Here is a 17601-nt window from a genome sequence, read left to right as displayed (position 1 = left end):
ATCTAAAATCAAATAGTTTTAATAAAACCCAGAACACATAATTTTCGTAAGTGAACGTACTGAATCTAAAAAAAATTAATCAAAAATAAAACAACATTGCAATGACAACAAAAATTTATTTATCACTAGTTACAGTATTGCTTTTAATTGCTTCATGTAATGTGGTTGACGACTTATTGACTTTTTCAATAGACAGTCAAACCACTTTTAAAATTGAAAGTGGATTTCCGCTTGGCACTGCTTTTAATGTAATCACTCCAGATGTTACTACAAATTCAAGCTCTTCTTTTGAAAACAACAACACCAAAGCTGAATTAGTAAAAGATGTGAAATTAAGTGAGTTAAAATTGACAATTACAGACCCTAGTAATAAATCATTCAGTTTTTTAAAATCGATTCATTTATACATCTCAACTGATGCAAATGATGAAATAGAATTGGCTTACTTGGATGAGATCAATGCTACTTCTAACATACTAAATCTAACGTGTACTTCACAAAAACTAGATAAATATATCAAAGCTTCTTCGTTTAAAATAAGAACTAAAGCTGTTCTCAAAGAAAGTTTGGCGCAAGATATAACAGTAAAATCTGATATGAAATTTAGAGTTACCGCTGATCCATTTTAGGATATCAGCGGTTCATAACAGCTTTTATTCTTTAACAATGAGAAACTTTCCTTTTACACCTGCATCCCAATTTTCCCAATAATCAGCTTTAATCAATTTTCCTTCCGCATCATAAATCCGGAATTCAGCCGTATTTCCTCCTAGTAAACCCTTATTCAGCGCTTCTATCACAAATGTATTTAGGCCGTCTTTTAAAAATATTTTAAATTCCTGATAATTATCTTGCATTAGCAATCTATTTTCAACAACCAAATCATTGAGTGATGCTTTGGCTAAATCTCCGTCAATCTGTCCAAAATCACGGTATTTAATTATAAAATATTTTGATTTAGTTCTAATCTCTCCAAAATTCACATCAATTTTAACTAAAAGCCTAGAATCTTCTTTTAGTCCTTGTTTGACTAATGTTTTGCCTAAATCTTTATCCAATTTATCCCTGTAAAAATCACCTGGATTGACAAAATCGTTTTTTGGCGTCATATTTATAGTGTTTGGTTCTCCTATTTTCAGTACCGAACTAGGAATTTTAATTTCAGGGTTTTTAAAAACATTTGGAGTGTAAATTGATGGTATATTCGATTCAACAGGATCGACTTTTTTAATTTTGGGACTTTTGTTTATAAGTGGAATTGCTTTAAATTTTTTGCTAAATTCAATCTGACTATAACTTTTTGAAGAAATACCAATGCTAATTATTATTATAAAAAAAAGAATTTGTTTCATATAAAGGTGAATATTGATAAATCAATATTTATTAAAATTTAAAAATATAGAGTAAACAACAAAAATAATATAAATTAATTGTATTTATCGCATCCAAAAATAGAACAGCTCTATTCTTTAATCAATAGTATCGTTGCTTTGAAATTAATCCCAAGATTCCATTGACTGCTAGAAATAATACTTCCTTTATCGTCAAATACTTGAAATTGAGCCGTATTAGGAGGTGCAAAACCTTCGTTTAACGCTTCAAAATCAATTTTATTGATGCCTTTTTCTAATTTAATCTCGAAGCCTTTAAAATCACCATCCAAAACGACCTCGTACTCGATTACCTTATCATTTAAATAGACCCTGATCTTATCACCGTCAACGTAAGCTGCATCGCGATACCGCACTTTAGCAGTAAGAGAACCCGTTTTAAAATTTCCTAAATCTTGATTTTTCTTATACGTAACAGCCGCTACATTTTCTGCTTTGCGATTCGTTTTGTCAGGATTAATAAAATTTATTTTTGGCACATCTAGAGAGGGATTTTGTTTTTTTATATCGGTGGGCGAAACAGTTTTAGGCGGATCTGTTTTTGGTGGAATCGCTTTTTTAATTTTTAGAGCATTATTTTTAAGTGGAATGGGTTTAAATTTTGAATTAAATTCATTCTGAGCATAGCCACTTAAACCCAGACTTAGTACAATTATTAAAAATAAAATTCTTTTCATAACTTTATTATATTAGTTTATTAGTGTTTGTGAAATTTTAAAAATAAAAAACGAAATATCCATAATGACTTATAAATCTATAATTTACCTTTTATTTATAACATTCATTTTATAAATTTATTGCGTTTCAGAACCTATAATAGGCTAATAACTTTAAACCAAAAAATGATGTTTTTATTAAAATTTACTATTTTTTATTTTAGTATTTTTTTTTTAAATTGCAAATATTATGCCACACCAAAAACTGTATTTAAACGATACTTAAACACTATTAATATGAAAAGAGAAAATATATTGACAGGTTCTCCTTGGGAAGATAAAATGGGATATTGTCGTGCAGTACGCATTGGAAATATCATTGAAGTATCAGGAACTGTCGCCATTGTTGATGGTAAAAAAGTAAAAGCTGACGATGCGCATGCCCAAACAGTGAACATTTTAGAGCGCGTGGAAAAAGTGTTGCAAGACCTGGATGCAGGAATGAAAGATGTCATTCGCACACGCATATTTACGACTGACATAACTACATTTGACGCCGTTGCAACCGCTCATGCCAAGTTTTTTAAAGACATAAAACCTACAACTGGTTTCTACGGAATTAATCAACTGGTCGCACCTGAATATTTAGTTGAAATTGAATTAACTGCTATTGTTTCTGAAAAACCATTAATTCAAGAAGGATTGTAATACTTTTGCAAAAACATTCCTTCAATTCCGATAATGAATTTAGAAAACCAAAAAAAAAAAATGCTTGTCACCCTCAAATGGATTTTTGTTTGCGTTTTGATAGGCTTTTTTTCTGGATCAGCATCTGCCTTTTTTTTAGTGGCGCTGGATTGGGTTACACGTTATAGAGAGTACAACAACTGGCTGATTTGGCTTTTGCCAATAGGCGGATTAATGATAGGATTTGGATATTATTATTGGGGGAAATCTGTCGTAAAAGGCAATAACTTGTTGCTGGAAGAATACGAAAAACCTAAAAAAACAATTCCTTTAAAAATGGTTCCATTGGTACTTTTTGGCACCTTAATCACGCATCTTTTCGGAGGTTCAGCGGGTCGTGAAGGAACAGCAGTACAAATGGGTGGCGCCATCGCCGATCAATTTATAAGAATCTTCAAACTTGGCAATACCGACAGGAAGACACTTATCATTCTAGGAATTAGCGCTGGTTTTGCCTCTATTTTTGGAACTCCTTTGGCGGGAGCCTTATTTGCTTTGGAAGTTCTATATTTCAGTAAAACAAGTTACAAAAGTATCCCTTTGTCTTTTTTAGCGGCGTACACCGCTTATTTTACCGTTGAATTTTGGCAAGTCAAACATACTCATTATAGCATTCCAATACTCCCCGAAATAAGTTTTACAACCTTATTATGGATTGTCCCAGTCAGTATTCTTTTTGGTTTAGCGGCCATGCTTTTTTCTAGAAGTACACATTTTTGGGGTCATTTATTTTCAAAAACCATATCCTTTCCACCCCTTCGTCCTTTCGTTGGAGGGATAATCCTTGCTGTGGCGATTTACAGTATTGGCACCACAAAATATATTGGTCTAGGAATTCCGATAATTGTTGATTCCTTTTCTAATCCAAATGCTTCGTATGATTTTATTTTAAAAATACTATTCACCGGATTTACGCTTGGGGCAGGATTTAAAGGTGGCGAAGTAACCCCGCTTTTTTTCGTGGGTGCTACGTTGGGAAGTGCGTTATCGATTATAGTTCCTTTACCTATCGCACTTTTAGCAGGAATGGGCTTTGTAGCTGTTTTTTCGGGAGCAACCCACACGCCTATTGCTTGTACAGTGATGGGAATGGAACTTTTCGGTGCAGAAAGCGGTGTTTTTATAGGTATTGCTTGTTGTATCGCTTATTTTTCTTCGGGGTCGGTAGGAATTTATAATGCCCAGATAGTCAAAGGAGCAAAATACCATGTGTATCAAAAATTAAGAAGGAAAAACATGGAACTTTTGTAACATTGTAAAAGTTTGTTAATTACATAAATGATTTCAACATTACGTTAAAAAAATGTAATTTCGCAATCTATGAAAATACAAGACATTCAAGCGATACAGTTGTTATTATCAACTCCAAAAAAGATTGCCATCATCCCGCACCGAGGTCCTGATGGAGATGCCATGGGTTCTACCTTAGGATTATATCATTTTTTATTAAAAAATAATCATTATCCGGTGGTGATTTCTCCAAATGAATTTCCAGATTTTCTGGCGTGGATGCCGGGATCAGAAACTGTAAAAATATACGAAAAAGACAAAGAAAATTGTACGACACTATTAGAAGAAGCAGAACTTGTTTTCACTTTAGATTTTAATGCTTTACACCGTACCGGAGAAATGGAACATGCTTTAGCCAAATTAAAAGCCCCATTCATCATGATTGATCATCATCAAAAACCAGATGATTATGCCACATTTACCTATTCAGATACCTCGTTTGGGTCTACGTGTGAAATGATTTATAACTTCATTTTATTTCTTGGAAAAAAAGAAGCTATCGATAAAACTATAGGAACTTGTATTTACACTGGAATCCTTACTGATTCAGGTTCTTTTCGTTTTCCAAAAACCACAGGAACAACCCATCGAATTATCGCCGAATTAATTGATTTAGGGGTCGAGAATACGGAGATACCAAACCTATTATTTGACAACAGCTCTTTTGGAAGGTTACAATTATTGGGAAGAGCGCTTCAAAACATGAAAGTGTTAACCGATCATCAAACCGCATACACTACGCTTACTCAAAATGAGTTAAATAGTTTTGATTATGTAAAAGGCGATACAGAAGGAATTGTAAACTACGGATTAAGTATAAAAGGAATTGTTTTTACCGCTATATTTATCGAAAATAAAGAAGAAAAAACCATCAAGATTTCATTTCGTTCACAAGGTGATTTTGATGTAAATCAATTTGCCAGAGATCATTTCAATGGCGGTGGACATCGTAATGCTGCCGGTGGAAAATCAGAAGTATCGATGGAAGAAACGGTACGAAAATTTGAAAATTTAGTAACAACACTAAAAATATAGCAGATGTCAAAATTCAGTATGTTAATCGCATTTGGATTCTTTTTATCCATACTCGCTTCGAGCTGTAAACAGCATCAGGATGCTAGAAAGCCCATTTCACAAACTTCAGGAAGTTTTATGAAAAAATCAATCGCGCGCAATAAAAAACTGGTTGCCAGCGAAGAAACTAAAATTGAAGCTTTAATTAAAAGCAATCCTAATGTACAATATATCGCTTCTAAAAAAGGATATTGGTATACTTATGAGACGAAAAACGAAATTGATTCTCTTACTCCTAAAAAAGGGGACGTTGCTTTTTTTGACTACGAAATAAAGGATTTAAAAGGTACTATTATATATTCTGAATTGGAATTAAGACCACAAATCTATTACGTTGACAAACAAAACATTATGATGGGATTGCGTGACGGTATCAAGTTAATGCGAAAAAACGAAAAAGTGAGCTTCCTTTTTCCGTCAAATATGGGATTTGGTTACCATGGCGACGACAAAAAAATCGGCACCAATATGCCTTTAATTTGCACAGTAACTTTACGTGATTTTATGCCGGAAACAGTGTATAAAAAACAAAGTGAAGCCAGACCAAAAGTCATACCTTTACCTGCCAAACCAGAAACTAAAGCTGTACCAGAGGTCCAAGACACGATAACTCAATAAATTTAAAATTAGAAATGAAAAAAAAGATCCTACTCACATTCCTAGTCATTGCTACATTTTACGCTTGTAATGAAGAGCACAATAATCTTCCTGATGGTTTATATGCAAAAATAGAAACCAATAAAGGAGAAATAATTGTACAATTAGACTTTGAAAAAGCACCTATAACCGTTGCAAATTATGTAACTTTAGCCGAAGGAAAAAATAATTTTGTCACTAATGAAAACCTTAAGGGCAAACCATTTTTTGATGGATTAAAATTCCACAGAGTCATTCCTGAATTTATGATACAAACGGGTGATCCTTTAGGAACAGGTTCCGGAGATACGGGTTATAAATTTAAAGATGAGTTTTCAGATTTAAGATTTGACAAAGGTGGCGTTTTGGCTATGGCCAATAACGGACCTACTACTAACAGCAGTCAGTTTTTCATCACGCATCTTGCAACACCGTGGTTAGACGGTAAACATACCATTTTTGGTCATGTGGTAGAGAAAGGAATGGATGTTGTAAACAAAATTGTACAAAACGATTATATCAATAAAGTTACTATCATTAGAAATGGCGAAGCTGCTAAAAAGTTTAATGCGGTAAAAACCTTCAATGATTATTTTGCAGTAGAATCTGAAAATCAAAACAAAAAAACAGCAATTGCTGCTGAAAACAAAAAAATTTACGACGCAAAATACAAAGAAGTCCGCGAACAAAAAATCGCTTATTTTGCCGCATTAAAAGCCAAAGCTATTAAAACACCTACTGGATTGCAGTACGTAATTACAAGTAAAGGCGGCGGTACAAAACCTGCCAATGGCACCAGTGTTTTCATCCATTACTCCGGTTTTCTGGAAGACGGAGAATTATTTGATGCAAGTGTAGAAAGCATTTCTAAAACATTCGGAAAATACGATGAAAACCGAGCGGCTCAAAACGGGTATCAACCCATCCCTTTTCAAGCAGGGAAAAAAGATGGCATGATTCCTGGGTTCATTGAAGGACTGGAAAAATTATCTTTTGGAGACAAAGCAGTACTTTTTATTCCGTCTCGATTGGGTTATGGTCAAGCGGGCGCCGGTGGAGTAATTCCTCCAAACGCCAATATCATTTTTGAAATTGAATTATTGGAAACAATACCACAACAATAACAGATTAAAGAAGTTGGACCTTAAATACTTAAAAAATGAAATTTAAAATTCTGTTTTTATTATTTGTGGGAATGTTAAACGTACATTCTCAAACGACAAAGAAAATTGCTCCGGTAAAAAAAACTGCAACAACAGTAAAACCAGCGGTAAAACCAGTATCAAAAACACCTGCAGCAATCGAAGGGATTTTCGCGACAATTGCGACCAACAAAGGAGATATTGTAGTTGAATTAGAATACAAAAAAACTCCCGTTACTGTAGCTAACTTTATAGCGCTAGCGGAGGGTAAAAACACTTTTGTAACCGATGAAAAACTAAAAGGAAAACCATTTTTTGATGGTTTGAAATTTCATCGTGTGATTAAAGATTTCATGATTCAAACAGGAGATCCTTCAGGAAATGGTTCTGGCGGTCCTGGTTACGGGTTCAAAGATGAATTTACAGACTTAAAGCACAATAAACCAGGCATTCTCTCTATGGCTAATTCAGGCCCAACTACTAATGGGAGCCAGTTTTTTATTACCCACAAAGAAACCCCTTGGCTAGACGGCAAACACACTGTTTTTGGTCATGTTACTGCGGGAATGAATGTAGTCAACTCCATTGCTCAAAATGATGCGATCACAAAAATAACGATCTTTAGAAAAGGCGCTTTAGCCAAAAAATTTGATGCCCCAAAAGTGTTCTCGGATTATTTCAACACTAAATCCGAAGATCAAAAAAAACAAGACCTTGTTAATGCTGAAAACAAAGCAAAACAAGCAGCAATTGAGGCTGAAGCCAAAAAAGCCTACACTGAAAAATACGGGCCTGTAGTGGCTGCAAAAAAAACCTATTTGGCTACTACAAAAGCAAGTGCCACCACTACTCCATCAGGATTAGCGTACAAAATAACACAAAAAGGAACTGGCGTAAAACCAGCTAATGGCACGACCTTTTATTTTCATTATGCCGGTTATTTTGAAGATGGAACGCTATTTGACAGCAGTTATGAAGAAGTTTCTAAAAGCTACGGAAAATTTGATGCAAACCGTGCCGCTCAAAACGGATACCAAGCATTCCCTTTTGAAGCTGGAAAAAAAGAAGGTATGATTCCAGGATTTATTGAAGGTTTAGAAAATATGTCCTTTGGCGACAAAGCCGTAGTTTTCATCCCATCAAATCTGGCGTATGGAGAACGAGGTGCTGGTGGGGTTATTCCACCTAACACAACACTTGTTTTCGAATTGGAAATGCTGGAAAAACAACCAGCTCCAAAACAATAAATTTCAAAAAGCATTCCATAAAAAAACCCGACAGTTCTCACCAAAAGCGAATTGTCGGGTTTGTTATTTTAAAATTATTCCGAATGAATAACTTGTAGCAAAAAAATCAGCACACGGATTAGACAGATTAAACGGATTTACACTGATTATAAAAATCTTTAAAAATCCGTGTCTTTCTGTAGGATCCGTGTTATCTGTGTGCTATAAAACTTCAATCAGAAAGGGAATTATTTCTTTCCAAATTTCCAGTCAAATTCATCTTTTTGATTGATAATTGCCCCAATCTCAAATTTCACCACTTCATCAAATTCTGTTTGGAAAATAATCCAATTATCCTCATTGAAATAGTTTTCAAACGTATCGAATTCTTCCTGAGTAAATTTGATAATTCCTTTGGCAGCCAAATCTTTTTTGACCTCACTAATTTTTCGATTGATAATTGTATTGCCCAACAAATCCAGTTCCGGGCTAGACGCCACGATGTAACCCAATCTAAAATCTTCTTCCACATAGAACGTCAAACGCATTTTCAGTTTGTTGTAGGCAAAAATCACGTTCTCATCTTCGTCCTTGTAATTCCGGTCTGGTTTACCATAAATAGCAGTAACATCATTTTGTTTCATTCCGAAAATGAGCTTGTCAATTCCGTTTTTTGGATTTATTTTCATACCTAGTTTATATTTGTTTTTTAAAGCAATTTGTAATTTGCATAACGCTATCGGTGTATATTCGAACTTGTATTACACCTCTTTCATATCGTATTATGCAACGGCAAAGTTCGCAAAGTTTTTTGCAAAGTCCACTACCTTTCACAGTTAAAAATTAGCGGATAGCAAATACCCCTATTGTTTTTACTATTCACAATTTGGGCGTGGCCCTGCAGTAGCTTCGTCGTTCCTCCTCGCCACTTTGGCTCGGGCGGTACGCTATATCTTTATTTTCTTAAAGAAAGAAAATAAAGGATGCCGCTTCCCTCCCTTACGCAAACCGCAATAATTATGACGTTTATTCTTTTCAAGAAAAATTGTAAGAAAATTTTAATATATTTGAAAACATTAAAACGACAATCAATAGCGACGATCTACCCAATTTTGGGTGTTTAGTCGCTACATTGTAACGATTATTTACAAGTTAGCTTCAATTGCTACGCCAACTCAAGAATATTACGCAATTTTAATATTGAAACATATGAAAACATTAATTATTTTACTCCTGACAATTTCAACTTGTGTTGGACAAAGTTCAAATGAGAAAAATTCACAAAACAGAATAATTCATAAGTGGAATTTAAAACAATTCGAGCAGGCTGAAAAAGATGGAGTTGTTGTCACTGTTACTTTGACAAAATATGCAGATAGTGTTTCATTTGAATTTAAGAATGACCGAACTTTAGAAGTAATTTACTCAGACAAAAAAAAGGAGTACTATGGGTGGAAACTTAAGCGTGATTTAATAGAAATAACATCTTCTGAGACAAATTATAATCCTGAAATATTGGGAGTATTTGAAATACATTTTCATGACAAGATTTCTCAACTTTTTTTACAGAGAAAAAATGATCCGCACCATGGAATTATGTTAAAAGTATAAGCAACTGCAGGTAAAAGCTAGGGTTTCGTTGCGTGCATAACACGTACAATGAAGCCCGTGTTGAACCAAACCGAGTACCTGCCGTCAACATTATGGAGTTATCGTAAAAATTTTAGAGGTATTTTCAAGAGGAATTTGTTCCTCTTTTTTTGTAAATGTTCTTGATTCTATGATGCTGATAGCGATTTTATGGGTGTATCTCCCCAAATATTGCACCACCGATTTGGGACTTCCAAACGGACGTTCGGCAAAAATAACCCACGGCTTCTTCCATAATTCATGACGGATTCTTTCGTAGTGAGTAGGTAATTTCGCCTCGAGTTTGGCGCAAAATTTGCCATAGCGAAAGACAACGAAATCAGGCTCATTGACCTTTTTGTAAATAGCTTTAAACTTCCTGATTTTGGCATTACTTTCGATTTTGTCGAAAATTGATCACAATCTATCAAGACAATATGTAAAAGTATTGGCTTTGCATTTTTGGATTGCAAAAGTTATTTTTAACGCTTTTTACGGATTGTTTTATTTTATGTAGGGAGCTGACGTTAGCGGTAATAGCTGCGGACGACACAACATAAAAAGCGTGTATTTATTATTAAATAAAAGTCGTAACTTTAAAATAAAAACAATATGAAATTCAATTCTAAAATTCACGGTGCAATTGATTATTTAGTAGTTATATTTTTATTTCTTTCGCCTGCTCTATTTGGTTTAAAAGACATTACTGCTACATTCACATATGTATTAGCAGCAATTCATTTAATATTAACAATTACAACAAAGTTTGAATTTGGGTTAGTCAAAATAATTCCATTCAATATTCATGGCATGATTGAATTAATAGTTTCAATTGTTTTGATTGGTGTTGCGTTTTATCTCGGAAACCTGGAAGGAATGTTATCTAGAAATTTTTATCTTTCATTTGGAATAGTGGTATTTATTACATGGCTAATAACTGATTATAAAACTTCTTCTGTAAAGTAAAGCACTACCGCTAACAGTTAGATTTTCGTTGCGTGCGTAGCACGAACAATGAAGCCCGGGTTGAACGGAACCGATTACCTGCCGTCAAACACTATGGAGTTATAGTAAAGATTTTAAAGGTGTTTTTAAGAGGATTTTTATTCCTCTTTTTGCGAATGTTTTTGATTCTATTAATGCGGATGGCATTTTTATGGGTGTATCTCCCCAAATATTCCACCACGGATTTGGGCCTTCCAAACGGACGTTGGCAAAAAAAATCCACGATTTCTCCCATAATTCCTGACGAATTTATTCGTAACCATAAGATTTTCTGCCTTGAGTTTAGCGCAAAATTTGCCATAGCGAAAGACAATAAAATCAGGCTCATTGACCTTTTTGTAGACAGCTTAAAACTTCCTAATTTTGGCTTTACTTTCAATTTTATCGAAAATTGATTACAATTTATTAAGACAATATCTAAAAGTATTGGCCTTGCATTTTGGGATTCTAACACTGGTTTTAACACTTTTTACGGATCGTTTTATTTTAAGAATGAAGAATGCTTTTTTTCAGGAAAATTTTAATTGTAGTTTAAATCATATATTTACTAATTAATTAACTAAAATGAGTTCGTTTGAAGGTTTTTAGACGAACTGACGTTAGTGATAAGCAAAAAAAAATAGAAACACATGTAAGAAAAATAAAATTTTAAAATATAACAATATGAAACCAATAATTTTGATCTTATTAATAATCACATCACTCACTATCACAAGTTGTGAAAAAGATGACAATCCAGCTCCAAACATAACAACTGGTATAATTGGAAATATAAAATATGGAATTGGTGATTGTATGCCAATAATTAATGAAAGTTCCCGAATATATAATAATTATAATGGTGAAATCTACTTTATAATAAAATCTGATTTAGAAAATCTTGGCAATGGTGATTTTGAACAATTCAAAGCAAATAGTATTCATTTAAATATAAAAAATGGAGAATTAGTAATTGAATTACCAGTAAATACATATTTAGTAATGCCAAAGGATGTCTACTTATACTCTGATTCAAATACAATCACTATTGAAGAAGGAATTGCATTGAATAAAAATTACAAATTTTGGAAATGTACTTCCTACTAAAATAATAATTGAAAAATTGTTTTAATAAAGTATGAACGCATAACAGCTAGGGTTTCGTTGCGTGCGTAGCACGAACAATGAAGCCCGTGTTGAACGGATCCGAATACCTGCCGTCAACACTATGGAGTTATCGTAAAAATTTTAGAGGTGTTTTCAAGAGGATTTTGTTCCTCTTTTTTTGTTAATGTTTTTAATTCTATGATGGCTGATGGTTATTCTATGGGTGTATATCCCCAGATATTCCACCACCGATTTTGGGACTTCCAAATGAACGTATTGCAAAAACAACCCACGGTTTCTTGCATAATTCCTGACGGATTTGGGAATTTGGTGCAAAATTTAAAATAGTGAAAGACGACGAAATCACGCTCATTGACCTTTTTGTAGATAGTTTTAAACTTTCTAATTTTGGCTTTACTTTCATTTTTATATGAAATTGATTACTATATATTAAGACTATATCTAAAAGTATTGGTTTTTCATTTTGGGGTTCTAACATCGGTTTTTAACGCTTTTTAAGGATTGTTTTATTTTAAGAATGAAGAATGCTTTTTTCTAGAAAGAATTTTAATTATAGTTTAAATCTTATATATTTACTTACTGATTAACTAAAATGAGTTCGTTTGAAGGTTTTTAGACGAACTGACGTTGTTTGATATTTTAAAAAAAAATAGAATTTAGTAAAAACAATAAATATAAAAATGAAAAAAATTTTAGCACTGATATTTTTAGGATTAAATCTAAATGCCAATTGCCAAACTATAGGAGTCGAAAAGACATTTTTTAGCATACAAACTGGACTTGCGGGAATTTGGGTAAATAACGAAACCAAACTTTCTAATAGTATTGCATTAAGAAGTGAAATTGGAATTGAACATGATTTTTTTGTTGACGACCAATATGATGGAGCTGGATTTATTTTACAACCAGTTTTGACTTTAGAACCTCGATATTATTACAATTTAGAGAAGAGAAAATCTAGAGGAAAAAAAACATCCAAAAACAGTGGTAATTATCTTTCTTTAAAAACAAGTTATCATCCAGATTGGTTTGTATTAAATTTAGATGAGAATATTACAAAAACTGCCGACTTATCTATAATCCCAACATGGGGAATTAAGCGTCAAATAGGATCCAATTTTACTTATGAAACAGGTTTTGGTTTTGGTTATAGAATAGTTTACTTAAAACCAAACTACTATAATGGCAGTTCACAGAATGTAGATGACGTATCTACAAATAGGAATCAATATACTCCTTATTTACATTTAAGAGTAGGATATACATTTTAATACATATAAAAACATCCCATAATAGCTGGGGTTTCGTTGCGTGCGTAGCACAAACAATGGAGCTCGGGTTGAACGTAACCGAGTACCTGCCGTCAACATTATGGAGTTATCGTAAAAATTTTAGAGGTATTTTCAAGAGGAATTTGTTCCTCTTTTTTTGTGAATGTTCTTGATTCTATGATGGCTGATAGCGATTTTATGGGTGTATATCCCCAAATATTCCACCACCGATGTGGGACTTCCAAACGGACGTTTGACAAAAACAACCCACGGTTTCCTCCATAATTCCTGACAGATTTGCTCGTATTAAGTAGGCAATTTAGCCTTGAGTTTTTAGCAATATTTGCCATAGCGATAGACAACGAAGTCCGGCTGATTGACCTTTTTGCGGATAGTTTAAAACTTTGTGATTTTGCAATTACTTTCGATTTTGTCGAAAATTGACTAAAATCTATTAAGACAATATCTAAAAGTATTGGCTTTGCATTTTTGAATTGTAAAAGCCTTTTTTATCGGATTGTTTTATTTTAAAATTGAAGAATACTTTTTTCCAGAAAGAATTTTAATTATAGTTTAAATCATATATATTTACTTAACAATCAACTATAATTAGTTCGTATCAATCCGAGCCGTCACGGAGCTGGGGTAACGGGTGCTAAATAAAAACAGCAGTTTATTGACAAATATATTTTAGCATTAAACAAATCCAAATGAATAAACTAGAAACACATACCATCTATTCCATAGGACATTCTACGCGTAGTCTGGATGAATTTTTGAATATGCTGCGCTCTTTTGATATTAAAATTCTTGCCGACATACGGAGTTTACCGGGCTCACGCAGGTTTCCACAATACAACATGGAAAACTTAAAAACATCCTTAGAAGAAACCGGCATACAATATATACACCTAGCCGATTTGGGAGGAAGAAGAAAGGTAAAAAAAGACTCAAAAAACAACCGTTGGAACAATGATTCTTTCAGAGGTTATGCCGATTATATGGAAACCGAAGAATTTGAAAATGCCATTGTGAAACTGGAACTTATCGCTTTAGAACAGCCCACGGCTTATATGTGCGCCGAGGCGGTTTGGTGGAGATGTCATCGTTCTATGGTTTCTGATTATTTAAAAGCAAAAGGTTGGGCGGTATTGCATATTATGGCAACAGGAAAAGTTCAGGAACATAAATACACTTCACCGGCAAGAATACTTGATGGCAATGTATTTTATTATGATGAAAATTAGATTTACATTTAAAAATCAGTTTATGGAAACAAAATTTAAAATAAGCGACAAAGTAAGCTGGAATTCCGAAGCGGGGAGAGTTTCAGGAACTATCATTAAAATACATACCAAAGATTTCGATTACAAAGGTTATACACACCACGCTACGGAAGATGAGCCTCAATATGAAATAAAAAGCAACAAGACGGATCACGTTGCAGCTCATAAGGGTTCTGCCCTTACTAAACTCTGAAAAAAATAATTAGAGAAACGAATTGAGAAAACAACGAATCGCACCTCCCCGAAACGTCAAACTGTCTAGATCGTTTAAAACTTCTTGATTTTGGCTATACTTTCTATTTTGTCGAAATTTGATCACAATCTATTACGAAAATATCTAAAAGTATTGGCATTCCATTTTTGGATTGTAAAAGCTATTTTTAACGCTTTTTACGGGTTGTTTTATTTCAATAATCATCAACTGACTTTTCTCAGAAAGAATTTTAATTGTAGTTTAAATCACATATATTTACTTACTGATTAACTGAAAAGAGTTCTTTTGAAGGTTTTTATACGAACTGACGTTAGTGGCAAGCGTAGTGGACGGGCAAAAGAAACGAATAATTATTGACTAAAAATGGAACGACAAATGGAACTTAAAACTATCACTTTAAATGTTGACAAGTCGAAAGAAATTTATAGTTCAGACAATTGTCAAATTTTATTGAAAACATACGATGAATACTATCAAAAAATTGGCTACAATTTACCTTGGGCTGGATACTTTGTAATAAAAGAAAACCAAATTCTTGGCTCTTGTGGTTTTACAGGACAACCAAAAGAAGGAAAAGTTGAAATCGCATATTGGACATTCAAGGAATACGAAGGGCAAGGAATTTCTTCTTTTTCCTGCAAAGAGCTTGTATCAATTTCGAAACAATTCGACCCGACAATAGTAATAACAGCTAAAACAGCACCTGAACAGAACGCTTCGACAAAAATTTTACAGAATAATGGATTTACATTTACCGAAATAGTACAAGATGAGGAGATTGGTGACGCCTGGTTGTGGACGCTTCTTAAAAAGTAAAAATGGAGCTTGCATTGACACAAAAAGTTGGAAGAACGAGAAGAACTTGGGTTGTAATTCACTATCAGCTTCAGTTTCGGCTCGACGTTAATAATTTAGCTTTAGTTCTTAACTTCAACTTTTAAAAAAATATGGGGCTTCAATTGTACGCTGACTTTTTTCAAATATCCCAACAACACCAAGCCCTGTTCGTTAGCGGTCGGGCTATGATCACCGTAGATTCTAACAAGCTAAACACAACAGAATGCTAAATAGAACTTTTACTCCTTTTCCAATTTTGACAACGGAGAGACTTACCCGTAGGCAACTGGTAACTAAGGATGAACAAGAAATTTTCATTCTGCGCTCTGATAGTCAAATAAACAAATATCTTGACAGACAAATAGCTGATACTATTGACGATGCAAGGACTTTTATTAATAAGGTTAATGCGAATATTAACACAAACGACTCCTTGTATTGGGCAATAACTTTTAGTGACAAAAACATAGTGGTTGGGACAGTTTGTCTTTTCAGCTTTTCAGATGAAAATAACAATTGTGAAATCGGCTATGAACTTTTGCGAAACTTTCAAGGACACGGAATAATGAAGGAGGCTGTAGAAAAAGTCATTGACTATGCATTCAATACAATTAAAGTTCAAAAAATTGAAGCAATCTTTCATAGAGATAATCAGAGTTCCATAAAGCTGTTAGAGAAATTCTCGTTCAGGGATTCAAATGAACCTGATCAGACGGATTCTGACTTAATATATTATCATTTAATAAATTCACTTGACAAACTTAAATAAAAAAACTCAACGGAAAAGCCCGAACTGCAAACAGCTATTACAACAGATGTAAGCACTTAGCTTAATGGGAAGTTTGGTTGTATTTGGGATGATTTGACAACGAAATCAGGCTCATTGACCTTCTTATAAATTGTTTACAACTTCTTGGTTTTGGATTTACTTTCGATTTTGTCGAAAATTGATTAAAACTTATTAAAACAATATCTAAAAGTATTGGCATTCCATTTTTGGATTGTAAAAGCTATTTTTAAAGCTTTTTACGGATTGTATTATATTAAGAATGAAGAATGCTTTTTTTTAGAAAGAATTTTAATTGTCTTTTAAATCATCTAAATTTACATACTGATTAACAACACGAGTTCGTTTGGAGGTTTTTAAACGAACTGACGTTACCTGTGGGCGTAAAAGCCGGTACGAAATTTAATAAAAAAATTAAATATGAAACAGCCCTTTTTTTTAATAATTCTAATCCTTGCTGTGTTTTCTTCCAAAGGGAATGCACAAGACAATTCTTTTTTTTTGAAAGGGGAAAAGTCACCAAATGTACATCACGTTGGTGATGTCTGGCTCAAAGAAATAAATAGCGCAGATACTATTTTCAACAGCAGTATTTCCATTGCGACATTTGGGATTAATGCAAGATTAGATTGGCACAAACATCCAGGCGGACAAATCCTTATGTTTACTGAAGGCGAAGGGTATTATCAAGAAAAAGGGAAACCCAAACAGACGGTACGTAAAGGCGAAATGATAAAATGCCTTCCTGAAGTGGAGCATTGGCACGGTGCGACCCCAAAAAATGGTGTAACTTATATTGCAAGTTCGCCAACTCAAAAAGGGAAGACAATTTGGTTGCAAAGAGTGACAGACGAAGACTATAATAGCAACCCTGATAATCCAACGAATTTAAAAACTGCAAGTCTAGAGCAAGAAGTTATTAATCTATCAAAAAAGAAATGGCTTTGGATGTCGGATAAAAATGTGGACTCATTAAATATTCTATTCAATGAAAAATCTGTTTTTGTTCACATGGGCGGAAGTTGGGGGAAAAAACAGGAAATTAATATCATTAAAAGCGGTAAAATTTGGTATAAGAATGCCAAAATTCAAGAAACATCAGTAGCAATTATTGGAAATACGGCTATTTTACTAAATAAAATCTTATTGACCGCAGTTGTTGCGGGCAACGAAGTAATCAATCCCTTTATGGTAACAGAAGTTTATATTCAGCAGGATAATAGCTGGACATTAAGTTCATTATCATTTACAAAATTGCTAACTCCATAACTCAAACAAAAAAAGGGCAGAACCTAACAGCTAA

General features: G+C 33.5%; 19 protein-coding genes and 4 pseudogenes. 16 read left to right on the top strand and 7 right to left on the bottom strand.

The window, feature by feature from the left end; genetic code table 11:
• Nucleotides 1-101: 101 nt before the first annotated feature.
• Complete coding sequence (locus tag ACNQGJ_RS10180) at nt 102-629, top strand: hypothetical protein (protein WP_417972704.1); 528 nt, start codon at nt 102-104, stop codon at nt 627-629.
• Between the two features lie 24 nt (nt 630-653).
• On the opposite strand, the gene ACNQGJ_RS10175 is transcribed toward ACNQGJ_RS10180, so the two are convergent.
• On the bottom strand, nt 654-1352 hold the full coding sequence (locus ACNQGJ_RS10175) for a hypothetical protein (protein ID WP_417972705.1): 699 nt from the start codon (nt 1350-1352) through the stop codon (nt 654-656).
• 110 nt (nt 1353-1462) lie between these two features.
• A complete protein-coding gene (locus ACNQGJ_RS10170; protein ID WP_417972706.1) occupies nt 1463-2068 on the bottom strand; it encodes a hypothetical protein in 606 nt (201 codons plus the stop codon).
• Nucleotides 2069-2344: 276 nt separating this feature from the next.
• Here ACNQGJ_RS10170 and ACNQGJ_RS10165 point away from each other — a divergent pair, with 276 nt between their 5' ends.
• From ACNQGJ_RS10165 to ACNQGJ_RS10140, 6 genes are all read left to right on the top strand, one after another.
• Nucleotides 2345-2755 (top strand): RidA family protein, encoded by a 411-nt coding sequence (locus ACNQGJ_RS10165; RefSeq protein ID WP_417972707.1) that lies wholly within the window; start codon nt 2345-2347, stop codon nt 2753-2755.
• A 60-nt stretch (nt 2756-2815) separates the two neighbouring features.
• Nucleotides 2816-4045, top strand: a complete 1230-nt coding sequence (locus ACNQGJ_RS10160; RefSeq protein ID WP_417972708.1) for a voltage-gated chloride channel family protein — start codon at nt 2816-2818, stop codon at nt 4043-4045.
• Nucleotides 4046-4114: 69 nt separating this feature from the next.
• A complete protein-coding gene (locus tag ACNQGJ_RS10155) occupies nt 4115-5119 on the top strand; it encodes a DHH family phosphoesterase (RefSeq protein ID WP_417972709.1) in 1005 nt (334 codons plus the stop codon).
• A 3-nt stretch (nt 5120-5122) separates the two neighbouring features.
• The gene (gldI, locus tag ACNQGJ_RS10150; protein ID WP_417972710.1) at nt 5123-5776 is read left to right on the top strand and encodes a gliding motility-associated peptidyl-prolyl isomerase GldI; all 654 of its coding nucleotides are present in this window, start codon (nt 5123-5125) and stop codon (nt 5774-5776) included.
• 14 nt (nt 5777-5790) lie between these two features.
• Complete coding sequence (locus tag ACNQGJ_RS10145; RefSeq protein WP_417972711.1) at nt 5791-6918, top strand: peptidylprolyl isomerase; 1128 nt, start codon at nt 5791-5793, stop codon at nt 6916-6918.
• A 35-nt stretch (nt 6919-6953) separates the two neighbouring features.
• Nucleotides 6954-8183, top strand: coding sequence for a peptidylprolyl isomerase (locus tag ACNQGJ_RS10140; RefSeq protein WP_417972712.1), 1230 nt, complete (start codon nt 6954-6956; stop codon nt 8181-8183).
• Between the two features lie 227 nt (nt 8184-8410).
• Here ACNQGJ_RS10140 and ACNQGJ_RS10135 read toward each other — a convergent pair whose 3' ends face one another.
• Nucleotides 8411-8851: a hypothetical protein gene (locus tag ACNQGJ_RS10135; RefSeq protein WP_417972713.1), complete on the bottom strand. Its 441-nt coding sequence runs from the start codon at nt 8849-8851 to the stop codon at nt 8411-8413.
• Between the two features lie 520 nt (nt 8852-9371).
• Here ACNQGJ_RS10135 and ACNQGJ_RS10130 point away from each other — a divergent pair.
• Complete coding sequence (locus tag ACNQGJ_RS10130; protein WP_417972714.1) at nt 9372-9773, top strand: hypothetical protein; 402 nt, start codon at nt 9372-9374, stop codon at nt 9771-9773.
• Nucleotides 9774-9947: 174 nt separating this feature from the next.
• On the opposite strand, the pseudogene ACNQGJ_RS10125 reads toward ACNQGJ_RS10130, so the two are convergent.
• Nucleotides 9948-10124: pseudogene (locus ACNQGJ_RS10125) on the bottom strand (transposase); the annotation flags it as partial.
• A gap of 279 nt (nt 10125-10403) precedes the next feature.
• On the opposite strand from ACNQGJ_RS10125, the gene ACNQGJ_RS10120 reads away from it, so the two are divergent.
• The gene (locus tag ACNQGJ_RS10120; RefSeq protein WP_417972715.1) at nt 10404-10757 is read left to right on the top strand and encodes a hypothetical protein; all 354 of its coding nucleotides are present in this window, start codon (nt 10404-10406) and stop codon (nt 10755-10757) included.
• Nucleotides 10758-10902: 145 nt separating this feature from the next.
• Here ACNQGJ_RS10120 and ACNQGJ_RS10115 read toward each other — a convergent pair.
• Nucleotides 10903-11107: pseudogene (locus tag ACNQGJ_RS10115) on the bottom strand (transposase); the annotation flags it as partial.
• 352 nt (nt 11108-11459) lie between these two features.
• On the opposite strand from ACNQGJ_RS10115, the gene ACNQGJ_RS10110 reads away from it, so the two are divergent.
• The gene (locus ACNQGJ_RS10110; protein ID WP_417972716.1) at nt 11460-11882 is read left to right on the top strand and encodes a hypothetical protein; all 423 of its coding nucleotides are present in this window, start codon (nt 11460-11462) and stop codon (nt 11880-11882) included.
• Between the two features lie 165 nt (nt 11883-12047).
• Here ACNQGJ_RS10110 and ACNQGJ_RS16830 read toward each other — a convergent pair.
• Nucleotides 12048-12204: pseudogene (locus ACNQGJ_RS16830) on the bottom strand (transposase); the annotation flags it as partial.
• Between the two features lie 379 nt (nt 12205-12583).
• Between ACNQGJ_RS16830 and ACNQGJ_RS10095 the strand changes: the two are divergent.
• Nucleotides 12584-13174, top strand: coding sequence for a hypothetical protein (locus ACNQGJ_RS10095; protein ID WP_417972717.1), 591 nt, complete (start codon nt 12584-12586; stop codon nt 13172-13174).
• A 144-nt stretch (nt 13175-13318) separates the two neighbouring features.
• On the opposite strand, the pseudogene ACNQGJ_RS10090 reads toward ACNQGJ_RS10095, so the two are convergent.
• A pseudogene (locus tag ACNQGJ_RS10090) lies at nt 13319-13480 on the bottom strand (transposase); the annotation flags it as partial.
• 404 nt (nt 13481-13884) lie between these two features.
• Here ACNQGJ_RS10090 and ACNQGJ_RS10085 point away from each other — a divergent pair.
• From ACNQGJ_RS10085 to ACNQGJ_RS10065, 5 genes are all read left to right on the top strand, one after another.
• Nucleotides 13885-14421 (top strand): DUF488 domain-containing protein, encoded by a 537-nt coding sequence (locus tag ACNQGJ_RS10085; protein ID WP_417972718.1) that lies wholly within the window; start codon nt 13885-13887, stop codon nt 14419-14421.
• A 22-nt stretch (nt 14422-14443) separates the two neighbouring features.
• Nucleotides 14444-14653, top strand: a complete 210-nt coding sequence (locus ACNQGJ_RS10080; RefSeq protein WP_417972719.1) for a hypervirulence associated TUDOR domain-containing protein — start codon at nt 14444-14446, stop codon at nt 14651-14653.
• Nucleotides 14654-15049: 396 nt separating this feature from the next.
• Nucleotides 15050-15490 carry a GNAT family N-acetyltransferase gene (locus tag ACNQGJ_RS10075; RefSeq protein ID WP_417972720.1) on the top strand — a complete coding sequence of 147 codons (441 nt, stop codon included), beginning with the start codon at nt 15050-15052 and terminating at the stop codon, nt 15488-15490.
• A gap of 244 nt (nt 15491-15734) precedes the next feature.
• Nucleotides 15735-16280 carry a GNAT family N-acetyltransferase gene (locus ACNQGJ_RS10070; RefSeq protein ID WP_417972721.1) on the top strand — a complete coding sequence of 182 codons (546 nt, stop codon included), beginning with the start codon at nt 15735-15737 and terminating at the stop codon, nt 16278-16280.
• 438 nt (nt 16281-16718) lie between these two features.
• Complete coding sequence (locus ACNQGJ_RS10065; RefSeq protein WP_417972722.1) at nt 16719-17567, top strand: DUF4440 domain-containing protein; 849 nt, start codon at nt 16719-16721, stop codon at nt 17565-17567.
• Nucleotides 17568-17601 lie beyond the last annotated feature (34 nt).

Source organism: Flavobacterium cryophilum (assembly GCF_048286555.1).
Taxonomy (GTDB): Bacteria; Bacteroidota; Bacteroidia; order Flavobacteriales; family Flavobacteriaceae; genus Flavobacterium.
The sequence above is the reverse complement of the archived record's forward strand: the minus strand, read 5'-3'. Positions and strand labels throughout refer to the sequence as shown.